Raw genomic sequence first — 15,265 nt, 5'->3', positions numbered from 1 at the left:
CGGTCCGGCGGGGTCGTGACTCCTCTCCTCGTAAGAAACCGTGAAGTGACGATCCGGGACGGTCCGGCCCGCGGTCAGAAGCGGCCGCCGCCGCGCCGGCCCCGCGTCGCGCCGCCGCCGAAGCTGCCAGGCCCTCCGCCCCGCCCGCCCTCGCCCAGCAGGCCGCCGAGGATGATGCCGCCCAGCACCGCGCCGCCCGTCCCGCCGCCTCCGCGCGTGCCTCCCGGACCGCTGCGGTCGCGGTAGTTCCGGACGTCCTGCTCGGCCAGGCTCCGCGCCTGCCTTGCCAGGGCGTCCGCCTGCCGCGCCTGGGACAGGGCGCCCTGCGGGTCCCCGGCCTCCGACAGCTCCCGGGCCCGCTCGTACCGGCGCTGCGCCTCCGCGAGCCGGGTACGGGCCTGGCTGCCGACCGCACCGCGGTTGGTGGTGACGTAGTCCGCGGCGGCTCCGGTCGATGCCCCCGCGGTGAGCAGCGACTGATCGAGCAGCGAACGCGCCCGCCGGTGCGCGTGCTCCTGCTCGCGGGCACCGGCCAGTGCCCCGTCCAGCGCGGCGTCGGCCTCCTCGACCCTGCGCAGCGCGTCGACGGGGTCGTACGGACCGGAGTCGAGCTCACCCCGCACATCGGCGTTCACCGCCTCGGCGCGCGCGACCCGGCCCTGCAGATCCGCGGTGGACACCCCCTGCGGCGTCCCCCGGAGCAGCCCCCTGGCGTCCGCCAGGTCCGTCTCCATCCCGGTGAGCGCCCCCGGCAGGCCGGCCGCGGCCTCGGCCAGTTCCCGGCTGCGCCGGTCCACACCGTCCACGAGGGTGGAGACCTGCTGGATCGCCCCTTCGGCGGCACGTACGTAGACGGCGGCCCGCGCGCTGTCCCCGCCGTCCACGGCCTGGCGCGCCTGGTTGAGGCTGGAGGTGGTGAAGACCAGCCGGTCCTTGGCCCGTTCGACGTCCTGGGCCGCCGGCGCCGTCGCGGGCTCCGCGTAGCGCTCGCGCAGCGCGCCGACCGCCGTCTCCGCGGCGGAGACGCGCCCCAGCAGCTCACGGAAGGTGATCTCGGCGGTGTTCACGGCCTGCGGAGCGGTCTGTTCGAGTGCGCGCAGCCGGTCGAAGTCCTCGGACACGGCGTCCAGGCGTCCGTTGGCGTCCGCGCACCGGCTGATGATCTCGTCGAGCATGCCGCGCCGCGTCTCGTCGTCCTCGGGGAACGCGTCGTCGAGCTGCTGCCGGAGCCGGAACGCCGTGGTGAGCTCGGCTCCCGCCCGCCGGACGGCGTCCGCGAAGGGCGCCGCGGCCTCCTCGCCGAACTGTGCCGTCGCGAAGCCGAGTTCCTCCTCGCTCGTACGCACGGCGTCGTCCGTGTCCACCAGGTCGGCCTTCGCCCGCGCGTCGAGTTCCGGCAGCGCGAGACGGGGCGCGGCCGCCGCTCGGGCCCCGCCACCCGGCGCGGGGGTCGTCCGGATCGCCGTACGCCGCTTCCGGCGGGCGAGGGTGAAGACGGCGACCGCGACCGCGACGACGAGCACGGCCACAGGCACGATCAGGTTGACGGAGGCCCCGTCGCCGCCGGAGCCGCCGGGATCATCGGTGCCCGGCGTGACGGCCGGGGCCGGGACCGGCTCACCGGCGAGCACCGAGTCCCGGCCGGAGAAGCCGCGTACGTACACCACGAACAGCTGGACCCGGCGGTCCCGGTACAGCCGGTCGAGTGCCGCCTCGACCTGCGGTTCGCGGTTGCCCAGCGCCCCCACCGTGCCGGGGATCCGCCCGTCACGCGAGAGCGGGACGGGACCGTCGGCCGTGGCGGGGGGGCTGCCCGGCAGGAGGATCCAGAGGACCGCCGTCAGCGCGGCGAGGAGGACCCTGCCGGGTATCGATGGCCGGGAGCTCCCGGTCCGGCTGGCAGACGGCGTCACATCTGGGAGGCTATGTCTGCCCACGGTCGCCCGCGACCCGGCGCGATCCGTACCGCTGCGGCCCCCCTCGCCCGCTGCCTGCGGGGCCGCAGCGGGCGAGGGGGCCGTCAGATGCCGAAGCGTTCAGCGGCGAGCAGCGGGCGCACCCGCGAGCGGAAACCGCCCGCCCGGAACGGCCCCTGGAGGAGGCCGGGCCGCAGGGCCTGGGCCAGCGCCGCGGCGATCATGCCCTGGTCGAGCGCCAGCATGAAGTCGCTGACCCGGCCGGTACCCACGTTGACCGAGTCCCGGAAGCCGTAGCCCTGGTGGTACGCGCCGAAGTCACGGTCCAGCGCCCGGAGGTTGTCCATGGCCTCCCGGTGGGCGTACGGCAGCGCGAGGAACGAGGCGTGCGGGGTGACCACGCCGTTGGTGAACGCCGACGGGTCCGGCAGCGGCGCGCCGTCAGTGGTGTACGTGCGGTCGGTGTTGGACGCGTAGCCGTCGATCTGCATGCCGAGCGCGTCGACGCCGTACTCCTGGTATCCGCCCTCGGGCACGTTCGCGGGGGAGAAGCCCCAGTAGCCGTACCGCGCCTCCAGCAGGCCGTGCTCGATCTGGCCGCGCACGTACCGCTGGTGGTTGAGGCCCCAGGACCGCGGCGACCACTCCGGCTCGGGCACGAACAGCGGCACCATCAGCGCCTCGAACATCGAGCCGCCCCACGTCGGGACGACCTTCCGCCCACGATGGGTGTAGTGCCCCTGCCACACGCGCACACCACCCGTGACGACGTACGCGCCCTGCGGGTGCTGCTCCTGCCCGTGCTCCGGCAGCATCGTGCGCAGCATGTGCCAGTAGTGCTCCGGGGGCAGCGAACCGTCCGCGATGCCGAGGTAACTCGCCATCCGTGGTTCGGTGTTGAGGGCGCCGTAGTGGTGACCGGTCGGCTCCCCGGTGTCGGTCCAGAAGCCGCCGCGCAACTGTCCCGGACCGGCCACGGGATCGGCCGGATCGTACGGCGTGTAGTAGTACGACCAGTCGGCGGTGGCCAGGATCCGGGCTATACGGGGCCGCAGCGAGGGCGCCGCCTCTGCGGCGATCCTCAGCCCTGTGACCAGCCAGGCGTTGTCCACCGAGGAGAGGAAGGGCCGGACGGGGTCGCCGGTGCCCGGCCACTCCGTCAGCACGGAGCCGTCGTGGGCGTCGTACCAGTTGAGCCAGAAGCCGTGGTGGCGCTCCAGCCTCTCGACGGCGGACACCGTGCGTTCCAGCGAGCGGAGCATCGCGGCGCCGCCGATCACGCCGAGTCCTGCGGCCGCCACCGTCGACCAGAGGCCGCAGCCGATGTTGGTGGGCGAGGTCTGGCGGGAGACGACCGGCCGTGAGCCGGTGACGTCGATCTTGTCCGCGGTGAGACCGAGAGAGGTCGTCATCGCCTCGATCGAGCGGTAGGTGTCGCGGAACCAGACGAGGAGCTGCTCGCGGTCGGGACGGGGACCCGGTGCGGCGGCGGCGCTGGGAGCGCCGAGGGCTCCGAGGGACAGGGCCGCGGCCCCGGTCCCGGCTGCGGTGACGAACGTGCGACGGTCCATGAGGAACCTCTCGGTGAAGAGTCGTCGAACTGGCACGGTGTGCAGGGAACGGTGCTCCCGGACGCGTCCGGGTATGACGGCACGGGAGCCGCCGCCCGTCAGGTGGCGGCGGCTCCCGCACCGGAGGGAGCCGTCAGGCGGCTCCCGGATCTCGGGCCGGTCTCAGAGCCTGTCGGGTGACCTCTGATCGGGCGGTCACGCCCCGGCACGCACGCTTCCCGCGTTGCCGAAATCCCCTAGTAGCTCCGCTACGAGGACACTCCGGCGCCTTGGAATCGCACGCACCGGACCGCGCCCACTTTCCGATCGAAGGCCACCCGACAGGCTCTCAGCCGGCGGTGCCGCGGGGCAGCTCACGGGACCGTCCGAGCGAGCCCAGCCACTCGGCCGAGGGGCGCGCGGTCCGCTCGAAGGTCTCCCAGTCCACGCCGATCAGGCCGAAGGTGGGCGTGAACGAGCCCCACTCGTAGTTGTCCAGGGCGCTCCACGCCAGGTAGCCCCGGACGTTCAGCCCGTCCTCGATCGCGGAGGCCACCTCGCCCAGCGCACCCGTGTAGTAGGCGACGCGGCGGGTGTCGTCGGAGGTGGCGATGCCGTTCTCCGTGACGATCAGCGGCATGTCCGGCCCGACGATCCCGGCGGTGTGCCGCAGCGCGTGCCCGACGGCCGCCGGGTAGTACTCCCACTGCGTCAGCGTGCGCTCGACGTCGCCGGACGCGGGGACCGGGCCGTCGGGGCCGATCTCCGTACGGGTGTAGGACTGCACGCCGATCCAGTCGTCGCCGCGGGCCGCCTCGATGAAGACGTCCTCGCGCGGGTGGCGGTATGCGGCGGTGACGTCCTCGGCGCCCGGACGCGCCTGGTAGACCTGGTTGGCGATGGTCCAGCCGACCTGGATCCCCGCGTCGAGCGCCCTGATCTCCTTCACGGCCGCGTGGTGCGCGGCGATGACGGCCTCGGTGGTCTCGTCGTCCGGGGTGGGCAGTCCGGCGGGCGGGAAGCCGATGTCGCCTCGCTTGGCCTGGCCGGCCATCACGGCGATCATGTTCGGCTCGTTGATGGTGCAGACGTGGCCGACGCCCTCGGAGATCACCGGAGCGCAGGCCGCGACGTAACGGGCGAAGAGCTCGACGGCGCCGTCGGCCGTCCAGCCGCCGCGCGCCTCGAACCACTGCGGCACGGTGAAGTGGTGCAGCGTGACCATCGGCCGCAGACCACGGGCGATCGCACCCTCGACCATGCGCCGGTAGTGGGCGAGCTCGGCCCGGGAGAACCGGCCCTCGGCGGGCTCGATGCGCGCCCACTCGACGGAGAACCGGTAGTCGGTGAAGCCCAGCGAAGCCAGCAGGTCCATGTCCTCGCGCCAGCGGTGGTAACTGTCGCAGGCGTCCAGGCTGGGCTCCTGGATGTGGGTGCCGGTGGAGTGCTCCTTCACCCACCAGTCGCTGTTGGTGTTGTTGCCCTCGATCTGGTGGGCGGCCGTGGAGGCGCCCCACAGGAAGCCTTCGGGGAACGGGACCGGGGTGTGCGTCATCGCGAAACGTCTTTCCTGTGCGTGAAGGGGTGCGGCCGCGGGGTGGGGCGCGGCCTCGTGGGCGTACGTCTGCCGGCGCACCTGTGTGCGGTGCGTACCGTGCGTGCGGCGGTCGGGGCGGGCTACTTCATGCCCGCCGTGGCGATGCCCTGGGTGAAGTGCCGTTGCAGGACGATGAAGAGGACCAGCACCGGCAGCACGACCAGGAAGGCTCCCGCCATCAGCATGCCGTTGGAGCCGCCCGCCTTGTTGGGATCGGTGGCGAAGGTGGCCAGGGCCACCGGGAGGGTGTACTTGTCAGGGTCGTTGGTCGCGATCAGCGGCCAGACGAAGTTGTTCCACGAGCCGAGGAAGGTGAAGATCGACAGTGTCGCCAGGGCGGGCTTCACCAGCGGCATGACGATGCGCCAGAAGATGTACCACTCGCCGGCGCCGTCCATCCGGGCCGCCTCCAGCAGCTCGTCCGGGATCGACTGCATGAACTGCCGCATGAGGAACACGCCGAAGGCCCCCGCCGCGAACGGCAGCACCAGACCGGCGTAAGAGTCGATCAGATGGAGCTTGCTCATCAGCACGAAGAGCGGCAGCAGCATCAGGTTGCCGGGCACCATGAGGGCGCCCAGGACCAGGCCGAAGATCTTGTTGCGGCCGACGAACCTCAGTTTGGCCAGGGCGTATCCGAGCATCGAGCAGAACACCAGGTTCGAGACGGTGACCAGCACCGCCACGATCACGGAGTTCATGAAGTACCGCGGAAGGTCCAGCTTGTCGAGCAGCTCCCGGAAGTTCCCCAGGGTCCACTCGGTGGGGATCCACACCGGGGGACTGGCCGAGAGCTCGCTCGTCGTCTTGAAGGACGAGAGGGCCATCCAGAGGAACGGCGCCGACATGACCAGCAGGCCCAGCGAGAGCAGGACGTAGACCAGGGGGCGCTTCGCGTTCCGGGGCTTGCGCTGGGACGCCTTCCCCGCGAGGGCGGGTGCGTTCGGGGCGGTCATTTCGTGTTGTCCTTCAGCAGTCGGAGCTGCAGCACCGTGATGCCCATGATCACCACGAAGAGGACGTACGCCATGGCGCTCGCGTAGCCCATGTGGAAGAAGTTGAAGCCCTCGCGGTACATGTCCAGCGAGACGGTGAGCGTGGAGTCGGACGGGCCGCCCTGCGTCATCACGAACGGCTCCTCGAAGACGTTGAGGTAGCCGATCGTGGTGATCACCGTGGCGTAGAGCAGCGTCGGCCGCAGCAGGGGGACCGTGATCCCCCGGAACTCCTGCCACGCACCCGCGCCGTCGAGCCGCGCGGCCTCCCGGACCTCGGTGGGGATGGCCTGCAGGCCCGCGATGAAGAGCACCATGACCGTGCCGACGTTGCGCCAGACCGCCATCGCGATCAGCGACGGCATCGCCAGCGCCTCGGAACCGAGGAAGTCCGGTGCGGTGAGGCCCACTTCGGAGAAGAGGCCCGCGATGAGCCCGTCGCTCGGGTCCAGGACGAACCGCCACACCACCGCGACCGCCACGATCGTGGTGACCACGGGGGCGTAGAAGCCGACGCGGAAGAAGGTCCGCGCCCGGTCGATGCCGTTGTTCAGGAGAACGGCGACGACCAGCCCGAGGACGATCGTCAGGGGCACGCCCACGACGACGAAGTACGCCGTGTTGAAGAGCGACTTGAGGAACTTCTCGTCGCCGAACAGCTTGGTGTAGTTGTCGAAGCCGACGAAGTTCGCCTCGAACGGGCGCGTCACGTTGCGCAGCCCGAAGTCCGTGAAGCTCATCACCAGCGTGGCGAGGATCGGGAACGCCAAGAAGACGGTGAACAGGACGAGGAAGGGCGTCGAGAACAGCCAGCCCGCCGCGTTCTGTACGCCCATCGAGCGCTTCCTGCTGCCCGGACCGCCCCGGGGCGGGGAAGCCCCGGGAGCGTCCTGCACCTTCGCCGACTGCGTGGCACGTGGGGTCGTGGTGGCCATGGCTACTGCTTCACGAGGCCTTCGATCTCGGACTGCGCGGTCTTCAGCGCGTCCTCGGCGGAGGCCTTGCCCTGCGTCACCTTCGCGATGGCCTGGTCGACCTTGTCGGTGATCTCCGTCAGCTTCGCCATGGAGGGCGAGGACTTCGCGGTGTCCATCTGCTTCTTGAAGACCTGGAGGTTCTGGTCGCCGGCGAGCTTGCCGGAGTCCCAGGCCGCGGTGTTCGCCGGGAGGTCCTTGGTGCGCTCGTACCAGTCGGCCTGGCCCTTGGCGTCCGTGAGGTACTTGACGAACTTCGTGGCGGCGGCCTTGTGCTCACTGTCCTTGGAGATCACCAGGGAGGAGCCGCCCGCCGAGGACACCGAGGACTTGCCCGCCGGGACCGGGGCGACGGCCCACTTGCCCTTGATCTGCGGCTGGCCCTCGTTCAGCAGGGTGACGTGCCACGGGCCGCCGAAGAACATGGGGACCCGGCCGTTGCCGAAGTCCTTCACGACGTCGTAGCCCGGCGGCACGGACTTGCTGGAGAGCCCCTTGTCGAAGTAGGTGCCGTACTCCTTCAGCGCGCTGACGGCCGCGGGGCTGTCGATGACGGCCTCGCCCTTGTCGTTGATGATCTCGCCGCCGGCGGAGAAGAGGAAGGGATAGAAGCTCTGCACCGTGTCCAGGCCGCTGGGCTGGACGGACAGGCCCCACTTGGTGCCGGCCTTCTCCCGGTACGCGGTGGCGAGGTCCCGCATCTCCTGCCAGTCGGCGGGCGCCTTGTCGACACCGGCCTTCTTCGCGAGGTCGGTGCGGTAGTAGAGGACCCGGGTGTCGACGTACCACGGCACGCCGTACGCGGTGCCGTCCACCTCACCCTGGTCCCAGCCGGCGGGGAAGAAGTCCTTCTTGTCGAACGACTTCGTGTCGACCGGCTCCAGGACGCCGAGCTCGGCGAACTCCCCCATGTAGGTGCTGCCCATCTGCGCCACGTCCGGCAGGGTGCCGGCCGCGGCGGCGGACACGAGCTTCTGGTGGGCGACGTCCCAGCCGACCGGAGTCACCTTGACGGTGATGTTCGGGTTGGCCTTCTCGTACACCTTGGCCACCTCGGCGAGCTTCTCGCCCTCGGCTCCCATGGCCCAGACGGTGAGTGTCTGCTTGGAGTCCGCGGCGGCCTCGCCGCCACCGGAGCTGCCGCAGGCGGAGATGCCGAGGGCGAGCGCCACGGTGATGGCGGCGGAGGCGGTTCTGACGGTGCGGGACATGGAGGGCTCCTCCTTGAGCAATCCGGATGTATGCGCTGTCTGTAAGCGCATACATCACTCTGCGACAGTGTTTCGGTAATCCGCAAGGGGGTGCTGGGTCACACTCCTGCAACGTGCTGGACATCCCCGGGCCCGACCTCGGAACCGTAAGCACGCTGTTTGCGTATTGGAAGTGGATGTGATCAATTCCGCTTGTTCCGCGGAACTCCAGCGGCCGTGTGGGGCGCGCCGATGTCTCCGCATGGCTCCGTTCGCACACGGTGCTGCGGTACTTCGACGCCGCGACCGTCACCGCCGCGGTGAGGGGTTTGTTGCTGGGTGCCGCGGCTCAGTCTTCGGGGACTGGCTCGCGGCGTGAACCCACGCCGCGCCGGACCCCGGCGCCCGGGCTGCCGGAGGCCCGCCCCTGCGGTGGTCAGCAGCCGCAGCTCGCGCGGCGGGCCAGGGATACGGGGAGCTCCAGGGTGACCGGGTCGCGGGACGGATCGGCCAGGCGTTGCACGAGCAACTCCACAGCCTGCTCGCCCAGTTGCCTGATGGGCTGGCGTACGGTCGTCAGCGACGGACGGACGATCCGGCTCAGCGGAATCCCGTCGAAGCCGGTCACGGCGATGTCCTCGGGCACCCGCACCCCGCGCCGTTCGAAGGCCCGCAGCGCGCCGACCGCCATCTGGTCGTTGGCGAAGAGCATCGCCTGAGGCCGTTCGGTGGCGCGGTCCAGCAGGGTCTCGGCGGCCCGGGCGCCCTCGGCCCGGGTCATCATCGCGGTGCGCAGGCCGGGCTCGTCCGGGGCCGGGAGGCCGGCATCGCGGCACGCCTCCCGGAAGCCGCGGAACCGTGCCTCCGAGTCGGGGGACTCGGGCCCGCTCCCGACGAACGCGAGCCGCCGCAGCCCGTGGTCCTCGATCAGATGGCGGGCCAGTTCGCGCTCCCCGGCGGTGTTCGCGACGACGATGTGGTCGAGGTGGTCGATCTCGCGCGGCCCCGCGAGCATCACTACCGGCAGGCGGCGCGAGATGACCTCGAGGTCCGCGGTCGGCACGGTCCGCGCCAGTACGGCGAAACCGTCCACCCGCCCCGCCACCTTCGCGACGAGGCTCTCCGGCCCGCCCTCCAGGGAGGCTGCGATCAGGAGGGCGTAGCCGTGCCGGCGGGCCGCCCGCTCCATCCCGCGGATGATCTGGTCCGAGTACAGCATCGCCGCGTCGTCGGCCCCGCCGTCGGTCTCCGCGTCGGCCTCGGCCTCGGGGTCGGCGTAGTCCGGGAAGCAGAGGCCCAGCACCCCGGTGGTGCGGCTCGCCAGGCCCCGGGCGTTCCCGCTCGGCACGTAACCGAGTTCGCGGCCCGCCTCCAGCACCCGCTCGCGCGTCTGCGCGCGCACCGAGTCCGGATTGCGGTAGACCCGGGAGACCGTGGCGATCGAGACACCCGACCGCTCGGCCACGTCGTACACCGTGGGGGCGCTCACTCGACCGACCGTCCGCTTCTTTCCTTCGCACACACCGCCCGCGGCGGCGGGCGGCCTCTCTCTTCTGAAAGCGCATTCACCCTAGATCGCGGGCCGGGGAGCGGGCAACAACGACCCGCCCATCCCGGTAAACAGACAGGCGGCCTTGCAAGATGTCCTGTCCATCTTTACGGTGGAGAGTATGTCCAGCAGCCCAGGCACCCCCCCGCCCTCCGCCGTCGGCCCCGACGAGGCCCCCGGTGCCGAACGCGTGGCGGACGATCTCGCGGCCGTCGTGAGCAGGCTGCTCCGACGGCTGCGCGGCTCGTCGGCGGACAGCCTGCTGACCCCGTCACAGCGCTCGGTCCTCGCCAGGCTCCAGGACGGCGGTCCGGCCACCACCGCGGCGCTGGCGCGCGCCGAGCTCGTACGTCCCCAGTCGATGCGGCTGACGCTGGGCGCACTGGAGAGCCGGGGTTTCGTCACGCGCGCCCCCGACCTCGCCGACGGCCGCAAGTCGGTCGTGTCGGTCACCGAGGCCGGAAGCAGCACCCTGGCCGGTGTGCGCGCCGCGAAGCGGAGCTGGCTGGCCGGAGCGATCGCCGGTGAACTGGACGGGGAGGAGCGCCGCACGCTCGCCGAGGCCGTCGAGCTCATCGGCCGTCTGGTCGACGAATGAGCCGGTACGGCCCCGGCCCCGGCGGCGAGGTGACCGGACCTCAGACCCCGGCCCTCGGTGCGGGGGCCGCCGGACAGCGGCCCGAGGCGCGGCCCGCGTTCGGCCGGCGAATGACTGAGCCACCGCAGGAGGCACAGTCTCCGGCGCCCGTGTCCGGTCCCGGGTTCGGCGCCCGCCTCACGGCCCCCCTGCTGATGGGTTCCCTGCTCAATCCGCTCAACACGACCATGATCTCCACCGCCCTGGTAGGCATCGGTCACTCCTTCGGCATCGGGGTCGCCGACACCGCGTGGCTCATCTCGGTCCTCTACCTCGCCAGTGCCGTCGCCCAGCCCGTCCTCGGCAAGCTCGCCGACACCCTTGGTCCACGCCGGGTCTTCCTGGCCGGTCTCGTGGTCGTGATCGCGTCAGGCCTGGTCGGAGCACTCGCCCAGGGCTTGGGTGCGCTGATCGTCTCCCGGCTGCTCCTCGGGGTAGGCTCCTCGGCTGCCTACCCGGCCGCCATGGCCGTCCTGCGTGACGAGTCACGGCGCCTCGTGCGCCCCACCCCCCGTCCAGTGCTCGCCCGGCTGTCGTTCGCCGCGCTGGGCAGCGCGGCGGTCGGACCCGCGCTCGGCGGGCTGCTGGTGACCTTCGTCGGCTGGCGCGGCATCTTCGCCGTCAACGTGCCGATCGCGCTCATCGCCCTCGCCGCAGCCCTCCTGTGGATACCGGCGGACCCTCCGCGCGAGCTGGCTGGCGGCGACGGTACACCCAGGCTCTCGCTGGACCCGCTGGGCATCTGCCTGTTCTCCGGGGCGCTGACCGTGCTGGTCTTCTTCCTGCTCGACCTCGCGCACCCGCAGTGGTGGCTGCTCGCCCCGTTCGCCGGACTGACCGCCGTGCTCGTCCGGTGGCAGCTGCGCACCTCGCAGCCGTTCATAGACATCCGGTTGCTCGCGGGCAACGGCGCCCTGCTGCGCACCTACATCCGCCACGGCCTCAGCTACCTGCTGATCTACTGCGTCATGTACGGCTACACGCAGTGGCTGGAGGAGGCCCGCGGCTTCTCGCCGGGGCATACCGGGCTGCTCATGCTGCCCATGTCCCTCACCGCCCTGGTCTGCTCGCTGCTCGGCGCCCGCACCAAGGGCCTCCGTGCCCCGCTGACCGTCGCCTGCGTCCTGCTCACCGCGGGCGCGGCCGTCCTGGTCTTCCTCTCGCACGACACCCCGCTGGCCGTCCTGCTGCTCGCGGGAGCGTGCTTCGGCGCACCGCAGGGACTCATCGGGACGAGCAACCAGGCCGCCGTGCAGGCGTACGCGCCGCCGGAGAGCATCGGGGCAGCTGCCGGGCTCCAGCGGACCGCCCAGTACATCGGCGCCATCACGGCGTCGAGCCTGATCGCCCTCGCGTACGCCGACACGGCGAGCGACGCGGGGCTGCACCTCATGGCGGGCGTGGCCGTCGTCCTGGCCGTCCTGCTGGCCGTCCTGACCCTGACCGACCGCGCCCTGCGCGCCCGCACCTGAAGACCCCACCCCCCGGCGCCCCTCCGCGCGCTCGCCCCCGCCGGCCGTGCCCCCACATGCACGCGACCGATCAGCACCGTCCCAAGGAGTACGCACATGACCGCCACCGTCCTCGACCCCCGTACCGCACTCGTCGTCGTCGACCTGCAGAAGGGCATCGTCGGCCTGCCGACCGCCCACCCGGCCGACGGCGTGGTCGCCAACTCCGCGGCCCTCGCCGAGGCCTTCCGCGCCAAGGACCTCCCGGTCTTCCTGGTCCGCGTGACCGGCGGCGCGCCGGGCCGCACCGAGGGCCCCGCCCGGTCCGGACAGCCCGCCGCCGACTGGGCCGACCTCGTGCCCGGGCTCGGGCAGCGCGAGAGCGACGTCGTCGTCACCAAGCAGCAGTGGGGCGCCTTCCACGGCACCGCACTCGACCTCGAACTGCGCCGCCGCGGCATCACCCAGGTCGTGCTGACCGGCATCGCCACGAGCATCGGCGTCGAGTCCACCGCCCGGGCGGCGCACGAGCACGGCTACCACGTCACCGTCGCCACGGACGCGATCACCGACATGGACGCCGACGCGCACCGCAACAGCGTCGAGAAGATCTTCCCGAGGCTCGGCGAGACCGGCACCACCGCCGCGATCATCGAGCTGCTGGGCTGAACCGCGGCCGGACCGGGGCCGGCCCGGGGCCGCACGGGTGACTTCCGCGGCTCCTGCGGCCGCGTCGGCCCGTTCATGCGGGTGCGGGTGCTTTCAGTAGATCAGCGAACCAGTCTGATCAACTGCAAATGCCACCAGAACGCATCATCCGGTCCATTCGTGTACGAGATGGACCGGGCCGGCCCCGGAGGTATCAGCCATGGCCCACGTCGGCGTCCCACGCGGGACGGCCCGAAAGCGCCGCTCGGTCGCGCTCCTGGCGACAGGTGTGCTCACGATTCCGGTGCTGGCGGCCTGCACCTCGGACAGCGGGCGGCCTACCCAGGTGGCCGTCCCACAGGACATCGCGCCGGCCGCCCGGGAGAGGGTGACCGAGGGGTCCACCCTCACCTGGGCGATCGACGCGGTGCCGGCCACCCTCAACGCCTTCCAGGCCGACGCCGACGGCGCGACCACACGGATCACCGGGGCCCTGCTGCCCTCCCTCTTCCCGATGGACGAGCGCGGCGAGCCCCGGCTCAACCCCGACTACCTGGAGTCGGCGAAGGTCATCGAGCAGGAGCCCAAGCAGGTCGTCCTGTACAAGCTCAACCAGCAGGCGGTGTGGAGCGACGGCCGTGAGATCGGCGCTCCGGACTTCGTCGCCCAGTGGCGCGCGCTGAGCGGCAAGGACTCGGCCTTCTGGACCGCGCGCAACGCGGGATACGAGCGGATCGAGAAGATCGAGCGCGGCAAGGACGACCTGCAGGTCCGGGTCACGTTCTCCAAGCCCTACGGGGACTGGCGCTCCCTCTTCTCCCCGCTGTACCCGAAGGAGGTCACCGCGACCCCCGCGGCCTTCAACGACGGGGCCAGGACCACCATCAAGAACACCGCAGGACCGTTTCGGCTGCGCAGCGTCAGCAAGGCCAAGGGGACGGTCGTGCTCGACCGGAACCCGCGCTGGTGGGGCAACGAGGCCAAGCTCGAATCACTGGTCTTCCGGGCCGTCGAGCCCAAGGACAGGACCAAGGCGCTGACCCAGGGCACGGTGCAGGTCGCCGACGTCGACGCGTCGACGGCGAACAGCATCGCCCTCGCGGCCCGCTACCGGGGCGGCAACGGGCAGCCGCCCGCGCACGGACCCGGCGCCGACGTCACCCCGGCGTCCGCCCTGCGGTCCTGGGCGCTGGCCCACGGTTCGGACGAGGAGGCCGCCGAGACGGCGCAGGCCGCCCGCGAGAAGAGCAGGCAGGCCGTGGCGGTCTACGCCGCCGAGCAGAAGTCGCTGCGTTCGTTCGCCGTACGGAAGTCCCTGGAGCCCGCCTACACGCAGCTCGCCCTGAACGGCGAGTCCGGGCCGCTCGCCGACGACCGGGTGCGCCGGGCGATCGCCCGCACGCTGGACCGGCAGGAGCTGGCCGACACCGTACTGAAGCCGCTCGGCCTCCCCGCGAAGCCGCCGGGCAGCCACCTGGCCCTGGCCGGGCAGCCCGCGTACAAGGACGGCAGCGGCGCGCTCGGCGACCAGGACACCAAGGAGGCTCAGGCCCTCCTGGCCGACGCGGGGTTCACCACCGCCGGAGCCGTCCGCAGGACCCAGGACACCAAGGCGGGCAGCGAGGCCGAAAAGAAGAAGAAGGCCGCCCAGGACGCCGAGGCGGGGGAGAAGGACAAGAAGGTCACGGGGGAGGGGAAGGAGTCCGCGAAGCCGTCGGACAAGGATAAAGAGGACAAGGCCGCGGTGACGGACAAGGACGACAAGGCCTCGCGTGAAGAGGGTACGTACATCGTCGGTGACGACAAGCCGGGCGGGCGCCGGGCGGGCGATGTCGAGGTCACCGCGCAGGACAAGCAGCCCGGCGGACCCGCCGGCGCCTACGCCCCCGCGGGCACCGCGGCACCGGCCCCCGCCGCGGCCAAGGGGCGCCTCGGCAAGGACGGCAAGCCGCTGACGCTGCGCTTCGTCCTGCCGTCGGGCCCGGGATCGCAGTCCCTGCGCACCGTGGGGGAGAAGATCGTCGAGATGCTCGACTCGGTCGGCATCGGCACGACGGTCACCAAGGTCTCCGACGACAGCTACTTCAAGGACCACGTCGCCTCGGGGGACTACGACCTGGCGCTGTACTCGTGGCCCGCCACCGCCTACCCGGCCACCGACGGGCGCCCCATCTTCGCCAAGCCGGAGCCCGCCACCGACGGCTCGCTGCTCGTCGAGCAGAACTACACGCGGGTCGGCTCGGACCACATCGACCAGTTGTTCGACCGGGCCATCTCGGAGCTGGACGCCAAGAAGTCGAGGGATCTGCTCAGGCAGGCCGACGCCAGGATCTGGGCCGCGGCGGGATCGATTCCGCTGTATCAGAGGCCACAGCTGGTCGCCGTCGACAAGAAGCTCGCGAACATCGGCGCCTTCGGCTTCTCCTCGCCCCGTTACGAGGACATCGGATTCACCGCGCGACAAGCGGCAGGTTCCCCCGCGAATCGTAAGAAGTAGCAGGTCAACGCAGTAGAGAAGCTCAGGAACAGCTCAAATTCCCTTGCCCGCCGGAGTCCCCGGCGGGCAAGGTTGTGTCCGCCCAGACCCGGGCCGTTCGTCTTCTCACACCCCTTGCCGTCCCGCCGGACACCGGCCGGATGTTGACGAAATACCGGCTGAATATCGGCTGAATCATGGCCGGCGGCCCGTCCGGCGGATCGGCCCGGGAAGCCCCGGACCCCTCGGGCCCGTACCATTGGACTAGCCGTGGCGTGCCGC

General features: G+C 71.5%; 11 protein-coding genes. 4 read left to right on the top strand and 7 right to left on the bottom strand.

Features of this window, described 5'->3' with window-relative positions; genetic code table 11:
* Positions 1-74 precede the first annotated feature (74 nt).
* The 7 genes from ACFU5K_RS04965 to ACFU5K_RS04935 all read right to left on the bottom strand — a co-directional run bounded on the left by ACFU5K_RS04965 (position 75) and on the right by ACFU5K_RS04935 (position 9,711).
* Positions 75-1,913, bottom strand: a complete 1,839-nt coding sequence (locus tag ACFU5K_RS04965; protein WP_384056904.1) for a TPM domain-containing protein — start codon at positions 1,911-1,913, stop codon at positions 75-77.
* A gap of 107 nt (positions 1,914-2,020) precedes the next feature.
* Positions 2,021-3,487 (bottom strand): glucoamylase family protein, encoded by a 1,467-nt coding sequence (locus ACFU5K_RS04960; RefSeq protein ID WP_384056984.1) that lies wholly within the window; start codon positions 3,485-3,487, stop codon positions 2,021-2,023.
* A gap of 328 nt (positions 3,488-3,815) precedes the next feature.
* Positions 3,816-5,021: a glycoside hydrolase family 1 protein gene (locus ACFU5K_RS04955; protein WP_384056901.1), complete on the bottom strand. Its 1,206-nt coding sequence runs from the start codon at positions 5,019-5,021 to the stop codon at positions 3,816-3,818.
* Positions 5,022-5,143: 122 nt separating this feature from the next.
* The gene (locus ACFU5K_RS04950) at positions 5,144-6,019 is read right to left on the bottom strand and encodes a carbohydrate ABC transporter permease (RefSeq protein ID WP_384056898.1); all 876 of its coding nucleotides are present in this window, start codon (positions 6,017-6,019) and stop codon (positions 5,144-5,146) included.
* Entirely contained in the window at positions 6,016-6,993 is a 978-nt protein-coding gene (locus ACFU5K_RS04945) for a carbohydrate ABC transporter permease (protein WP_384056895.1), read from the bottom strand. Before ACFU5K_RS04945 ends, ACFU5K_RS04950 begins: the two co-directional genes overlap by 4 nt.
* A 2-nt stretch (positions 6,994-6,995) precedes the next feature.
* Positions 6,996-8,243 carry a sugar ABC transporter substrate-binding protein gene (locus tag ACFU5K_RS04940; protein WP_384056891.1) on the bottom strand — a complete coding sequence of 416 codons (1,248 nt, stop codon included), beginning with the start codon at positions 8,241-8,243 and terminating at the stop codon, positions 6,996-6,998.
* A 415-nt stretch (positions 8,244-8,658) separates the two neighbouring features.
* Positions 8,659-9,711 (bottom strand): LacI family DNA-binding transcriptional regulator, encoded by a 1,053-nt coding sequence (locus ACFU5K_RS04935; RefSeq protein WP_384056884.1) that lies wholly within the window; start codon positions 9,709-9,711, stop codon positions 8,659-8,661.
* Positions 9,712-9,892: 181 nt separating this feature from the next.
* On the opposite strand from ACFU5K_RS04935, the gene ACFU5K_RS04930 reads away from it, so the two are divergent.
* The 4 genes from ACFU5K_RS04930 (at position 9,893) to ACFU5K_RS04915 (ending at position 15,004) form a co-directional block, all read left to right on the top strand.
* Positions 9,893-10,369, top strand: coding sequence for a MarR family winged helix-turn-helix transcriptional regulator (locus ACFU5K_RS04930; protein ID WP_384056881.1), 477 nt, complete (start codon positions 9,893-9,895; stop codon positions 10,367-10,369).
* Between the two features lie 110 nt (positions 10,370-10,479).
* Complete coding sequence (locus ACFU5K_RS04925; protein ID WP_384056981.1) at positions 10,480-11,880, top strand: MFS transporter; 1,401 nt, start codon at positions 10,480-10,482, stop codon at positions 11,878-11,880.
* Positions 11,881-11,976: 96 nt separating this feature from the next.
* On the top strand, positions 11,977-12,528 hold the full coding sequence (locus ACFU5K_RS04920; protein ID WP_384056878.1) for an isochorismatase family protein: 552 nt from the start codon (positions 11,977-11,979) through the stop codon (positions 12,526-12,528).
* A 199-nt stretch (positions 12,529-12,727) separates the two neighbouring features.
* Positions 12,728-15,004, top strand: coding sequence for an ABC transporter family substrate-binding protein (locus tag ACFU5K_RS04915; RefSeq protein WP_384056875.1), 2,277 nt, complete (start codon positions 12,728-12,730; stop codon positions 15,002-15,004).
* Positions 15,005-15,265 lie beyond the last annotated feature (261 nt).

Origin of the sequence: Streptomyces sp. NPDC057428, assembly GCF_042803195.1 — a bacterium.
GTDB lineage: Bacteria > Actinomycetota > Actinomycetes > Streptomycetales > Streptomycetaceae > Streptomyces.
Note: the sequence above shows the minus strand (reverse complement) of the source record. Positions and strands in the feature narration are given on the sequence as shown.

Bases quoted from the DNA above. Each gene is read 5' to 3' on its own strand.
- ACFU5K_RS04960 (WP_384056984.1), bottom strand. From the start codon at position 3,487: ATGGACCGTCGCACGTTCGTCACCGCAGCCGGGACCGGGGCCGCGGCC.
- ACFU5K_RS04955 (WP_384056901.1), bottom strand. From the start codon at position 5,021: ATGACGCACACCCCGGTCCCGTTCCCCGAAGGCTTCCTGTGGGGCGCC.
- ACFU5K_RS04950 (WP_384056898.1), bottom strand. From the start codon at position 6,019: ATGACCGCCCCGAACGCACCCGCCCTCGCGGGGAAGGCGTCCCAGCGC.
- ACFU5K_RS04945 (WP_384056895.1), bottom strand. From the start codon at position 6,993: ATGGCCACCACGACCCCACGTGCCACGCAGTCGGCGAAGGTGCAGGAC.
- ACFU5K_RS04940 (WP_384056891.1), bottom strand. From the start codon at position 8,243: ATGTCCCGCACCGTCAGAACCGCCTCCGCCGCCATCACCGTGGCGCTC.
- ACFU5K_RS04930 (WP_384056881.1), top strand. From the start codon at position 9,893: ATGTCCAGCAGCCCAGGCACCCCCCCGCCCTCCGCCGTCGGCCCCGAC.
- ACFU5K_RS04925 (WP_384056981.1), top strand. From the start codon at position 10,480: ATGACTGAGCCACCGCAGGAGGCACAGTCTCCGGCGCCCGTGTCCGGT.
- ACFU5K_RS04920 (WP_384056878.1), top strand. From the start codon at position 11,977: ATGACCGCCACCGTCCTCGACCCCCGTACCGCACTCGTCGTCGTCGAC.
- ACFU5K_RS04915 (WP_384056875.1), top strand. From the start codon at position 12,728: ATGGCCCACGTCGGCGTCCCACGCGGGACGGCCCGAAAGCGCCGCTCG.